Raw genomic sequence first — 13,217 nt, forward strand, 5'->3', positions numbered from 1 at the left:
TATTCCCACACTATAATCTGCTTTTAACGATGATTTGTGCGGGATAAAATAGTAAAAACGATCTATTCACCTGAAAGAGAAATAAAAAGTGAAACATCTGCATCGATTCTTTAGCAGTGATGCCTCGGGAGGCATTATTCTCATAATTGCCGCTATCCTGGCGATGATTATGGCCAACAGCGGTACAACCAGTGGATGGTATCACGATTTTCTTGAGACGCCGGTTCAGCTCCGGGTTGGTTCACTCGAAATCAACAAAAACATGCTGTTATGGATAAATGACGCGCTGATGGCGGTATTTTTCCTGTTAGTTGGTCTGGAAGTTAAACGTGAACTGATGCAAGGATCGCTAGCCAGCTTACGCCAGGCCGCATTTCCAGTTATCGCCGCTATTGGTGGGATGATTGTTCCGGCATTACTCTATCTTGCCTTTAACTATGCCGATCCGATTACCCGCGAAGGGTGGGCTATTCCGGCGGCGACAGATATTGCATTTGCGCTTGGTGTGCTGGCGCTGTTGGGAAGTCGTGTTCCGTTAGCGCTGAAGATCTTTTTGATGGCGCTGGCTATTATCGACGATCTTGGGGCCATCATTATCATCGCTTTGTTCTACACTAATGACTTATCGATGGCCTCTCTTGGCGTCGCGGCCGTTGCAATTGCCGTACTCGCGGTACTGAATCTGTGTGGTGTACGCCGCACGGGCGTTTATATTCTGGTTGGCGTGGTGTTGTGGACTGCGGTGTTGAAATCGGGGGTTCACGCAACACTGGCGGGGGTAATTGTCGGCTTCTTTATTCCTTTGAAAGAGAAGCATGGGCGTTCTCCAGCGAAGCGACTGGAGCATGTGTTGCACCCGTGGGTGGCATATCTGATTTTGCCGCTGTTTGCATTTGCTAATGCTGGCGTTTCACTGCAAGGCGTCACGCTGGATGGCTTGACCTCCATTCTGCCATTGGGGATTATCGCTGGCTTGCTGATTGGCAAACCACTGGGGATTAGTCTGTTCTGCTGGTTGGCGCTGCGTTTGAAACTGGCGCATCTGCCTGAGGGAACGACTTATCAGCAAATTATGGCGGTGGGGATCCTGTGCGGTATCGGTTTTACTATGTCTATCTTTATTGCCAGCCTGGCCTTTGGTAGCGTAGATCCAGAACTGATTAACTGGGCGAAACTCGGTATCCTGGTCGGTTCTATCTCTTCGGCGGTAATTGGATACAGCTGGTTACGCGTTCGTTTACGTCCATCAGTTTGACAGGACGGTTTACCGGGGAGCCATAAACGGCTCCCTTTTCATTATTATCAGGGAGAGAAATGAGCATGTCTCATATCAATTACAACCACTTGTATTACTTCTGGCATGTCTATAAAGAAGGTTCCGTGGTTGGCGCAGCGGAGGCGCTTTATTTAACACCACAAACCATTACCGGGCAGATCCGGGCGCTGGAAGAGCGCCTGCAAGGTAAACTATTTAAGCGCAAGGGACGTGGTCTCGAACCCAGCGAACTGGGAGAGCTGGTCTATCGCTATGCCGATAAAATGTTTACCTTAAGCCAGGAAATGCTGGATATCGTGAACTATCGCAAAGAGTCCAATTTATTGTTTGACGTTGGCGTGGCTGATGCACTTTCCAAACGCCTGGTCAGTAGCGTACTGAACGCCGCAGTGGTAGAAGGTGAGCCGATTCATCTTCGCTGCTTCGAATCCACCCACGAAATGCTGCTGGAGCAATTAAGTCAGCATAAACTGGATATGATCATTTCCGATTGCCCGATAGATTCTACGCAGCAGGAAGGCCTGTTCTCCGTGAGAATTGGCGAATGTGGCGTGAGCTTCTGGTGTACAAATCCACCACCGGAAAAACCATTCCCGGCTTGTCTGGAAGAACGGCGGCTTTTGATTCCTGGACGGCGTTCAATGTTAGGACGCAAATTGCTTAACTGGTTTAACTCCCAGGGATTAAACGTAGAAATCCTTGGCGAGTTTGATGATGCCGCATTAATGAAAGCTTTTGGTGCGATGCACAATGCAATCTTCGTTGCTCCAACGCTTTATGCATATGACTTTTATGCCGATAAAACTGTCGTGGAAATTGGTCGCGTAGAAAATGTAATGGAAGAGTACCATGCCATTTTTGCTGAGCGGATGATTCAGCATCCAGCGGTACAGCGAATCTGCAATACGGATTATTCTGCGCTTTTTAGTCCAGCGGCGCGTTAATCGGCAACTCCCCCAAAGTTAAGGCGGGGGAGATAGATTAGTTGTATATAACCACAATCTTGACTCGGCTCATTATTTGCCCGCTTGAGACATTGTTTCCATATGTACGCGGGCGAATAAAAAGAGGAATCTGATTACTTCCTTCATGGGGATGCTGAAAAGCATAGCTATTGCTTTTGCCATACAGAATTTCATTCGTACCATCATTCGATAGTTGAAAGCCTACTTGACCAGCACCTTCCTCACTATTTTCTAACTCATTTTTTAATATGCTGGTTCCTGACTCCTGTATCGTCACCGGCTCAAAGTAATATTCAACATCACTGGGTTCAAAAACTAATTCACCTTGCTCGCCCTGGATGCAGTCAAATCTTATATGATGAAACTGATAATTTTCACTATTGATACGAGACAGTACAAATCGTCCAGTGTCGATGGATTTGTCTTCAAAACCACAAGTCATTAAGTTAACCTGTAAAATGGTATTTAAATTAAAGTTAAAGCGGACGCTGTTACAATTAGTATTACTCCCTATGCATGAGCTCACTTCAATTTCGAATAACAAAGGAAAAGGTGCCCCTGGAAAAATATCTGAGATGTAAGAATTATCTGGCAACGAAGTAATAGAATATGGGATCGTGAAATTTATTGCAGATAAGATTTCTTCTAAATTATAAGATGATTTACCGGGTAGTTCTATTTTTTTACCGTTAGATTCAAAAGGAAAATTAATAATATAATGACGCCCCCCCACTTTAAACCTTAAGGCGTTCAGTGTTAAAAAATGAACTTTAATGGCGTTGGTCGTATCTTGCAAATCCGCACACTCAATGATATTTCCAGTGTTTTCAATTTTTTCAACAGCGAGATTACCTTTCATATTAAGTGGTTTTAGAGTGTAAGTTCCACGTTGTTCACCGACATTGGTCAGTGTACAGGGAGCACTTTGCACAATAAAAGAATATAGACTCAAGGAGAGCAATAAAAGCCTCTTCATAGTAAACTCCTTTTACTGACATATATATGTTTTATTTTCATCGATAACGTTTTTAAAAGTAATGGTACAAAATAAGTTCTGTTCATCGTTGAGAGCAATTTTTATGCCGGTGGATAAAGGTTGCATAATATTGGCAGAAAGGCTATTTTTTCTGCCAATATCATAAAAATCATCATATTCACTATGATGATTGTGTTTATCATTTTCGTAAAGATGGTCGCTGAATGTCCTGTAATCCTGCGAAGCATAACGCCAGGCGGCCACGCTAAAGCGAGTAGCCGTTTGCACTAGATATTTATTATAGGCAACCTGATAGCTCGTACCTTCGTGTGTTATATCATTATTTAACTTACTACTCGATCGGGTAGCGTCAAAAGAGATGGCACCCAGCGGTGTATTCCAACCATTTCCCAGGGTTATAGCATTATAGTTATCGGATAAAATCGTACCGCCATAAAGTGTCAAAAGATTGTTGAGGCCATATATATAATTTGCCTCGAGAAAGTCCTCCTGATTCTTTACACCATATATCTTACTGCGTCCGGCGATAAAATCGAAATTTGAAACACCTGGTTGCAGCATGTTGGGCACGGAAGAGTAGGGCACCAAAAAGGAACGAACACTACCATCTGCTTCTTTTATGCTGACATCGAGATCAGAGCCGCTGCCCGAAAGTTGCAAATCTGCGATAGTAAATGGTCCCGGGGGAACCTCTTTTTGGTAAATGATGTAGCCATTTTGCGAAACCGTTATCAATGCATTACTTTGCGCAATACCTTGTACTAAGGGTGTAAAGCTCTGCATGGAATCAGGTAACATTTGCATATCGCGAAATAAGCGTATTCCGCTAAATCGCAGAGAGTCGAATATGAGTGAGGATGTATAATTTTCTCCTATCTGAATTGTGCTTAATATTTGCGACCAGCCATGTTCCAGGTAAAGAGTATTACTTTGTCATGTGCCTCTCATATCATCAGGTTTGCTATAGCTGGCATCAGAGTGTATCTGCCAACTAAATAAATTTAATCCGCTGTTAAATCGGCCATAACTGGCTGTATTACTGTTATTATTGCTGTCATAAGAGCGATACTGACTTAAATTATAGGAGGTATAAAAAGCATCAATGCCGCGATCCCAACTTTCTGGGGGAACGTAGCCTCTTTCAAGTTCAATGATATACGCCTGTGGGATCGTTAAATTTAGTCGGTGTTCACTGATATTGACCACCATGAACTGCTTCATCCAGTGAAATACAATTATCTTCTGTATTGATCTTATCGGTCTTCACCCCCAGTTTGGTGAACAGCTCCTCAGGCAGACATGGTTTGGCTGGTGACTCTGGGATCATGATATCTTGTTTTCCACGCCACTGGTGGTTTACATAAACATCAAGTTCGTAGTTTCCTGGAAGCGGTTGTTTATTATCTAAATGATATTCAGAAACTTTTTCTCCTCTCATGCCGCCGATCATAAAGTGTGTATCAAAAGTTTCTTCAGCATAACCTGGAAAAGAATACAAAATAATAATTGCAGCGACCCATCGTGTCGTTCTTAACATGACTTTTACCTGTTATTTTGCAGCGATTTTACTATTGATATTATTCCCGTAATCATCAACTACCGTTAGTTCATACTCTGAGGCGTTGTTATTTTTTAATGTAATGTCGTTATTAGAAAATGGAGGTAGTAATATACTTTCATTATTAACTTTCACATTTTGGGCTTTGATAGTTGTAACTGTTATCCAGTTCGCTGTTTCATTGTTTATTGAGATGGCATTATCTTTCTTTTTGATATTTAATTGAGACAGGCTTTTTTTATCTACCGGCGCTACGCCTTCGGGACGCCAAAATAACTTTATACGGTTTTGTAATGCAAGTTTAATTTTGTTCTTTCCTGCATTTTGTGGGTTGTTTGGAGGGATGTCTATAACATTTAGATAAAATAAACTTTCTTTATTGTGAGGTAAATTGTTTGGCATTTTTTATTTTTAGTTGTTGGCCAGAACCTCCTGCTACACGACTTACTGGCGGAGTGAGAATAAATGGGACCTGAATTTTTTCTGGCGCGATAGTTGTGTTTCCATCATCGATCCATGCCTGAATCAAAGAGGCATTTTTGCTTTGATTCATTAACTGTACGAGAACTTCTCTGTTTTTTTCTGGATAGATAATACGCGTACCATAGATGACCACACCCGCATGAACAGGTAAAATAAAAAATGACATCAGCAATGCTGTTATAATTCTCACGTAATCACTCCGTAAATAATACCGGTAGCAGAGCTACCGGCATAAAAAATTTAATCTGCACTGATTTTAATCGTCACGGTTGACTCCACGGAGCCTTTTGTTACAGGATCGGTACTTGTACGCTCATATTGTGCATTTAAATTAAGAAAATATTGTCCAGAACCATTATCTTTCAGCGGTGTTTTTACACCTGGCAATATTCTTGTCATATTTCCATCACCGAGGAAAAAGGCAAAGCCAACGTTTTCAGCAGTTCCTTTATTCAACGTAAAGTTATTAGCATCAAACTCTGAGGCTAATACTTCGATATTTGGTGCTGTATTGCCATCACACTGAATTTCTAAGTCATGAGCGGTTGAACCGGTTTTTAAAGTATAGATTTCATTATTAATAAGTTGATTCATTGCACTGGTTACAACATCTTCGACAACAATATCGGTTGTTGAATCACCATTAACAAAGTAACACGTTGTATCAACAACTTCTCCTCTAACGGTTAGTGTTCCTTGATCGATATCCTTGGCGAAGGTTGTTACGCTGAATATCAACGTTGTCGCCACGAACGGAATAATATACTTTTTCATAAATCATTCTTAATTGACTAGTATGGAAGGTTGCTCATTTTCAAACCTGATTATGTGATCAGGTTGTTACTATTTATATTAATGTTTAAGTTTTTAAATTTTTGATGTGAAGTTGATGAAATGTTGAAAGTTTAATATTCTTCGTTGCTCGCTTCTTTATAAAAGTTCTGGGGTTCACTCATTAGAGTGAAGAGTAGGATATTTGAGTGCATGTTTCAGGTTTTTTTATTTCTCTGCAGTGAATTAATATGCATCAGATGTAATTTTATTCTGAATAACATCTTTCTTTGGGGGGGGATCCTGATGAGGGATGTTTGTCATAAGGAACATACTTTCATTGATGCTCTGAAGGTATTTACTCATTTCCGGAGATGTTTTGTCGTAATCGTGCATATACTTAGTCAATTCTTGATACACATCATTATTTAGCGTTACATTGTCGCGAACTAATGTTTGAACCAATGGAATCAAAATTTCGAAACGAGACGCTTTGTCATCAATACTTCCCAGTGTTTTGAATACTCCTGTATATATGTTACCTAAGTACTTATTGACAAGTTGAGTGGTCCATCGAACAGGCATAATATCTTCACAGAGAAGGTTTTTTATTTTTGTTTTAATGAAGAATACTCCAAATATATTACATTTTTTTAAGAAAAGATTATTTATTTCTCCATTGAAAAAGGTTGTGTTTGATAAGTCACTTTCAAAGCATGATATATTTGATAATATACAAGTGGAATAATAACCATATGTCAGGTTGCTCTTTTCTATCGTTAAGTTTGATAGCAATATTTTATGTATGTTAATATTTGGAGCAGTCAAGTACTGGATTTTTTGCTTGTTAAGTTCATAAATCTCCATGGATTTATTATAGGGTAATAAAAGTATGAATTCCTTTATATAATATCCGTCGTAAGAAAAGACAACATTAAATTTATTGGTGGTCGTTTTTTCAGTTGTGCAGCAAGCTGTTTTTTGTATTAATTGATTAGTCGTAATTTTAAAAGATGATAATTTTTCACAAAGCTGTGAATATGCTGTGTTGCTAGTTTTAAAATTCTGCCATGTTATATCTTGGTTAACATCGATGGATAAGTAAGGGATTTTTTGATATTGCCCATTGTATAACTCAGGGTATGTATTCATTTTAATTAGCTTTTTGAGTTCCTTGCTAAGATAACCTTTTTTCTTGTCTATTTCTCTGTATTTTCTGTTTAGCAAGGTATCCTGATGATCATAAAATGACTGAACTTTTTTGCAGGCTTCATAAAATATTTCAGGAGTATATAACTGATCGTATATTTCCTGATCGAAGTTTGTCTTTAAAAATTTAAGGAATTTGACATGGCAATCTTCTGATATCTTAATATCTTCAGTAATATATTCACTTGTGACGTCATCAAAAACATCCAATCTAAGTAATGTGATGTTTTTGTCTTTTAAAAAAGAAAGTTGGATTGTGTGTTCTTGGACTTTACATCTATAAAAATGCGCATCTATCAAATTAGTCTGTTGAAATAAAAAATGAAGTGCTGGAGATATTTTAGGTAACTGTTGGCTTCTAAAAAAATCATCAAATAAAATAATTAACTCTGTTTTATACTCGCATAATATTTTTAATGAATTGTCTTTTCTTGTTTCCTTTATTGTTTCATTATCTGCTATATTTGATTTATAAAGATAATGTGGCAAAGTATATATACCATCTTTCATTATCAGTCCTTGAATTTGATGAGTTTTTTTATTAATTTATTTTAAAGTATATGTGATTACTATCAAAAATCGCTCATTAGTTTTTAATAAGTACATTATAAATAAGTATTTGACCTGTATTGATTGTGGTTAATAATTTATTAGATTTAATAAAGTGATATTTATGGATGGTTAAAGAGTATAGGAATTTAATTCAAAAATAGAGTGATCTTAAGTTTAAGACCTCAATATGTATCACGATCTCCACATTCTATGTAGGGGAGTCTGGAGATTGAGTAGATATTCTTATTCAGAATGTATCAGCCGATGGTTCTGCGATTTTTAAGCCACGAAGAGTCCAGAGAGTGTAACGGCATGTCTGCAAGCACCTGCAACTTTTGACTCTCTGGCAATCGCCATTGTGTTCTCTCAGGCATCACAAAAGCCGCAGACATAAAAAAACCCGCTTGCGCGGGCTTTTTCACAAAGCTTCAGCAAATTGGCGATTAAGCCAGTTTGTTGATCTGTGCAGTCAGGTTAGCCTTATGACGTGCAGCTTTGTTTTTGTGGATCAGACCTTTAGCAGCCTGACGGTCCACGATCGGTTGCATTTCGTTAAATGCTTTCTGTGCAGCAGCTTTGTCGCCAGCTTCGATAGCTGCGTATACTTTCTTGATGAAAGTACGCATCATAGAGCGACGGCTTGCGTTGTGCTTACGAGCCTTTTCAGACTGAATGGCGCGCTTCTTAGCTGATTTGATATTAGCCAAGGTCCAACTCCCAAATGTGTTCTATATGGACAATTCAAAGGCCGAGGAATATGCCCTTTTAGCCTTCTTTTGTCAATGGATTTGTGCAAATAAGCGCCGTTAATGTGCCGGCACTCGTTACGTAGTGATGGCGCAGGATTCTACCAGCTTGCGTGGTGCGAATACAGCTTTTCCGCGATAAAAATTGCAGCAGGCGGTCTGTTTCTTCCCGTAATTTGCGGCATGGCAATGAAAAGCCACTTCTTTCTGATTTCGGTACTCAATCGCCGGTTAACCTTGACCGCTGTACAAGGTATACTCGGACGATTTTCACTGTTTTGAGCCAGACATGAAGCTGATACGCGGCATACATAATCTCAGCCAGGCCCCGCAAGAAGGGTGTGTGCTGACTATTGGTAATTTCGACGGCGTGCATCGCGGTCATCGCGCGCTGTTACAGGGCTTGCAGGAAGAAGGGCGCAAGCGCAACTTACCGGTGATGGTGATGCTTTTTGAACCTCAACCACTGGAACTGTTTGCTACCGATAAAGCCCCGGCACGGCTGACCCGACTGCGGGAAAAACTGCGTTACCTTGCAGAGTGTGGCGTTGATTACGTGCTGTGCGTGCGTTTCGACAGGCGTTTCGCGGCGTTAACCGCGCAAAATTTCATCAGTGACCTTCTGGTGAAGCATTTGCGGGTAAAATTTCTTGCCGTAGGTGATGATTTCCGCTTTGGCGCTGGTCGTGAAGGCGATTTCTTGTTATTACAGAAAGCTGGCGCGGAATACGGCTTCGATATCACCAGTACGCAAACTTTTTGCGAAGGTGGCGTGCGCATCAGCAGTACCGCTGTACGTCAGGCGCTGGCGGATGACAATCTGGCTCTGGCAGAAAGTTTACTGGGGCACCCGTTTGCCATCTCCGGGCGTGTGGTCCACGGTGATGAATTAGGGCGCACTATAGGTTTCCCGACGGCGAATGTACCGCTGCGCCGTCAGGTTTCCCCGGTGAAAGGGGTTTATGCGGTAGAAGTGCTGGGCCTCGGTGAAAAGCCGTTACCCGGCGTGGCAAACATCGGAACACGCCCAACGGTTGCCGGTATTCGCCAGCAGCTGGAAGTGCATTTGTTAGATGTTGCAATGGACCTGTATGGTCGCCATATACAAGTAGTGCTGCGTAAAAAAATACGCAATGAGCAGCGATTTGCGTCGCTGGACGAACTGAAAGCGCAGATTGCGCGTGATGAATTAACCGCCCGCGAATTTTTTGGGCTAACAAAACCGGCTTAAGCCTGTTATGTAATCAAACCGAAATACGGAACCGAGAATCTGATGAGTGACTATAAATCAACCCTGAATTTGCCGGAAACAGGGTTCCCGATGCGTGGCGATCTCGCCAAGCGTGAACCGGGAATGCTGGCGCGTTGGACTGATGATGATCTGTACGGCATCATCCGTGCGGCTAAAAAAGGCAAAAAAACCTTCATTCTGCATGATGGCCCTCCTTATGCGAATGGCAGCATTCATATTGGTCACTCGGTTAACAAGATTCTGAAAGACATTATCGTGAAGTCCAAAGGGCTTTCCGGTTATGACTCGCCGTATGTGCCTGGCTGGGACTGCCACGGTCTGCCGATCGAGCTGAAAGTAGAGCAAGAATACGGTAAGCCGGGTGAGAAATTCACCGCTGCCGAGTTCCGCGCCAAGTGCCGTGAATACGCTGCGACCCAGGTTGACGGTCAGCGCAAAGACTTTATCCGTCTGGGCGTGCTGGGCGACTGGTCGCACCCGTACCTGACTATGGACTTCAAAACTGAAGCCAACATCATCCGCGCGCTGGGCAAAATCATCGGCAACGGTCACCTGCACAAAGGCGCGAAGCCGGTGCACTGGTGCGTTGACTGCCGTTCTGCACTGGCAGAAGCGGAAGTTGAGTATTACGACAAAACTTCTCCGTCCATCGACGTCGCTTTCCAGGCAGTCGATCAGGATGCACTGAAAGCAAAATTTGGCGTAAGCAACGTTAACGGTCCAATCTCGCTGGTGATCTGGACCACTACACCGTGGACTTTGCCTGCCAACCGCGCAATCTCCATTGCACCGGATTTCGACTATGCGCTGGTGCAGATCGACGGTCAGGCCGTGATTCTGGCGAAAGATCTGGTTGAAAGCGTAATGCAGCGTATCGGCGTGACCGATTACACCATTCTCGGCACGGTAAAAGGTGCGGAGCTGGAGCTGCTGCGCTTTACCCATCCGTTTATGGGCTTCGACGTTCCGGCAATTCTTGGCGATCACGTTACGCTGGATGCCGGTACCGGTGCCGTTCACACCGCGCCAGGCCACGGTCCGGACGACTATGTGATCGGTCAGAAATATGGTCTGGAAACCGCTAACCCGGTTGGCCCGGACGGTACTTATCTGCCGGGTACTTACCCGACGCTGGATGGTGTTAACGTCTTCAAAGCGAACGACATCGTCGTTGCGCTGCTACAGGAAAAAGGCGCGCTGCTGCACGTTGAGAAAATGCAGCACAGCTATCCGTGCTGCTGGCGTCACAAAACGCCGATCATCTTCCGCGCTACGCCGCAGTGGTTCGTCAGCATGGATCAGAAAGGTCTGCGTGCGCAGTCACTGAAAGAGATCAAAGGCGTGCAGTGGATCCCTGACTGGGGCCAGGCGCGTATCGAGTCGATGGTCGCTAACCGTCCTGACTGGTGTATCTCCCGTCAGCGCACCTGGGGCGTACCGATGTCACTGTTCGTGCACAAAGACACGGAAGAGCTGCATCCGCGTACCCTCGAACTGATGGAAGAAGTGGCAAAACGCGTTGAAGTTGATGGCATTCAGGCATGGTGGGATCTTGATGCGAAAGAGATCCTCGGCGACGAAGCTGATCAGTACGTGAAAGTGCCGGATACGCTGGACGTATGGTTTGACTCCGGATCTACCCACTCTTCTGTTGTTGACGTGCGTCCGGAATTTGCTGGTCACGCAGCGGACATGTATCTGGAAGGTTCTGACCAGCACCGTGGCTGGTTCATGTCTTCCCTGATGATCTCCACCGCGATGAAAGGCAAAGCGCCGTATCGTCAGGTACTGACCCACGGCTTTACCGTGGATGGTCAGGGTCGCAAGATGTCTAAATCCATCGGCAACACCGTTTCGCCGCAGGATGTGATGAACAAACTGGGCGCGGATATTCTGCGTCTGTGGGTGGCATCAACGGACTACACCGGTGAAATGGCCGTTTCTGACGAGATCCTGAAACGTGCAGCCGACAGCTATCGTCGTATCCGTAACACTGCACGTTTCCTGCTGGCAAACCTGAACGGTTTCGATCCGGCAAAAGATATGGTGAAACCGGAAGAGATGGTGGTACTGGATCGCTGGGCCGTAGGTTGTGCGAAAGCGGCGCAGGAAGACATCCTCAAGGCGTACGAAGCATACGATTTCCACGAAGTGGTACAGCGTCTGATGCGCTTCTGCTCCGTTGAGATGGGCTCTTTCTACCTCGACATCATTAAGGACCGCCAGTACACCGCGAAAGCGGACAGCGTGGCGCGTCGTAGCTGCCAGACTGCGCTGTATCACATCGCAGAAGCGCTGGTTCGCTGGATGGCACCAATCCTCTCCTTCACCGCTGATGAAGTGTGGGGCTATCTGCCGGGCGAACGTGAAAAATACGTCTTCACCGGCGAGTGGTACGAAGGCCTGTTTGGTCTGGCAGACAGCGAAGCGATGAACGATGCGTTCTGGGACGAGCTGCTGAAAGTGCGTGGCGAAGTGAACAAAGTCATTGAGCAAGCACGTGCCGACAAGAAAGTGGGTGGCTCGCTGGAAGCGGCAGTAACCTTGTATGCAGAACCGGAACTGGCGGCGAAACTGACCGCGCTGGGCGATGAATTACGATTTGTCCTGTTGACCTCCGGCGCTACCGTTGCAGACTATAACGACGCCCCTGCTGATGCTCAGCAGAGCGAAGTACTCAAAGGGCTGAAAGTCGCGTTGAGTAAAGCCGAAGGTGAGAAGTGCCCACGCTGCTGGCACTACACCCAGGATGTCGGCAAGGTGGCGGAACACGCAGAAATCTGCGGCCGCTGTGTCAGCAACGTCGCCGGTGACGGTGAAAAACGTAAGTTTGCCTGATGAGTCAATCGATCTGTTCAACAGGGCTACGCTGGCTGTGGCTGGTGGTAGTCGTGCTGATTATCGATCTGGGCAGCAAATACCTGATCCTCCAGAACTTTGCTCTGGGGGATACGGTCCCGCTGTTCCCGTCGCTTAATCTGCATTATGCGCGTAACTATGGCGCGGCGTTTAGTTTCCTTGCCGATAGCGGCGGCTGGCAGCGTTGGTTCTTTGCCGGTATTGCGATTGGTATTAGCGTGATTCTGGTAGTGATGATGTATCGCTCGAAGGCCACGCAGAAGCTGAACAATATCGCTTACGCGCTGATTATTGGCGGCGCGCTGGGCAACCTGTTCGACCGCCTGTGGCACGGCTTCGTTGTCGATATGATCGACTTCTACGTCGGCGACTGGCACTTCGCCACCTTCAACCTCGCCGATACTGCTATCTGTGTCGGTGCGGCACTGATTGTGCTGGAAGGTTTTTTACCTTCGAAAGCGAAAAAACAATAATAAACCCTGCCGGATGCGATGCTGACGCATCTTATCCGGCCTACAGATTGCTGTGAAATCGTAGGCCGCATCCGGC

The 13,217-nt window shown here is 44.5% G+C and carries 10 protein-coding genes and 2 pseudogenes; 6 read left to right on the forward strand and 6 right to left on the reverse strand.

Going from position 1 to position 13,217, the window contains the following annotated elements; translation table 11 throughout:
* Positions 1-88: 88 nt before the first annotated feature.
* Complete coding sequence (gene nhaA / locus QUE74_RS00100; protein ID WP_000681365.1) at positions 89-1,255, forward strand: Na+/H+ antiporter NhaA; 1,167 nt, start codon at positions 89-91, stop codon at positions 1,253-1,255.
* 65 nt (positions 1,256-1,320) lie between these two features.
* On the forward strand, positions 1,321-2,220 hold the full coding sequence (nhaR, locus tag QUE74_RS00105; RefSeq protein WP_001300855.1) for a transcriptional activator NhaR: 900 nt from the start codon (positions 1,321-1,323) through the stop codon (positions 2,218-2,220).
* Positions 2,221-2,257: 37 nt separating this feature from the next.
* Here the strand turns inward: nhaR and QUE74_RS00110 are convergent, their stop codons facing one another.
* The 6 genes and pseudogenes from QUE74_RS00110 to rpsT all read right to left on the reverse strand — a co-directional run bounded on the left by QUE74_RS00110 (position 2,258) and on the right by rpsT (position 8,518).
* Entirely contained in the window at positions 2,258-3,217 is a 960-nt protein-coding gene (locus QUE74_RS00110) for a fimbrial protein (protein WP_000826127.1), read from the reverse strand.
* Between the two features lie 102 nt (positions 3,218-3,319).
* Positions 3,320-4,775: pseudogene (locus QUE74_RS00115) on the reverse strand (fimbria/pilus outer membrane usher protein); the annotation flags it as partial.
* A gap of 12 nt (positions 4,776-4,787) precedes the next feature.
* Positions 4,788-5,469, reverse strand: a pseudogene (locus QUE74_RS00120) (fimbria/pilus periplasmic chaperone).
* Between the two features lie 50 nt (positions 5,470-5,519).
* Positions 5,520-6,053 (reverse strand): fimbrial protein, encoded by a 534-nt coding sequence (locus QUE74_RS00125; RefSeq protein WP_000759925.1) that lies wholly within the window; start codon positions 6,051-6,053, stop codon positions 5,520-5,522.
* 243 nt (positions 6,054-6,296) lie between these two features.
* Positions 6,297-7,769: a hypothetical protein gene (locus tag QUE74_RS00130; protein ID WP_000651452.1), complete on the reverse strand. Its 1,473-nt coding sequence runs from the start codon at positions 7,767-7,769 to the stop codon at positions 6,297-6,299.
* A gap of 485 nt (positions 7,770-8,254) precedes the next feature.
* Complete coding sequence (gene rpsT / locus QUE74_RS00135; RefSeq protein ID WP_001274021.1) at positions 8,255-8,518, reverse strand: 30S ribosomal protein S20; 264 nt, start codon at positions 8,516-8,518, stop codon at positions 8,255-8,257.
* 102 nt (positions 8,519-8,620) lie between these two features.
* Between rpsT and QUE74_RS00140 the strand changes: the two genes are divergently transcribed.
* The 4 genes from QUE74_RS00140 to lspA are packed head-to-tail and all read left to right on the forward strand — an operon-like array spanning position 8,621 to position 13,141.
* Positions 8,621-8,839, forward strand: coding sequence for a DUF2575 family protein (locus tag QUE74_RS00140; RefSeq protein ID WP_001353471.1), 219 nt, complete (start codon positions 8,621-8,623; stop codon positions 8,837-8,839).
* A 7-nt stretch (positions 8,840-8,846) separates the two neighbouring features.
* Positions 8,847-9,788 carry a bifunctional riboflavin kinase/FAD synthetase gene (ribF, locus tag QUE74_RS00145; protein WP_000767324.1) on the forward strand — a complete coding sequence of 314 codons (942 nt, stop codon included), beginning with the start codon at positions 8,847-8,849 and terminating at the stop codon, positions 9,786-9,788.
* A 42-nt stretch (positions 9,789-9,830) separates the two neighbouring features.
* The gene (gene ileS / locus QUE74_RS00150) at positions 9,831-12,647 is read left to right on the forward strand and encodes an isoleucine--tRNA ligase (RefSeq protein ID WP_001286887.1); all 2,817 of its coding nucleotides are present in this window, start codon (positions 9,831-9,833) and stop codon (positions 12,645-12,647) included.
* A complete protein-coding gene (lspA, locus tag QUE74_RS00155) occupies positions 12,647-13,141 on the forward strand; it encodes a signal peptidase II (RefSeq protein WP_000083381.1) in 495 nt (164 codons plus the stop codon). The genes ileS and lspA overlap by 1 nt, the downstream gene beginning before the upstream one ends.
* Positions 13,142-13,217: the final 76 nt, after the last annotated feature.

The sequence above is a fragment of the Escherichia sp. 10290 genome, from assembly GCF_030295155.1.
GTDB lineage: Bacteria > Pseudomonadota > Gammaproteobacteria > Enterobacterales > Enterobacteriaceae > Escherichia > Escherichia coli_F.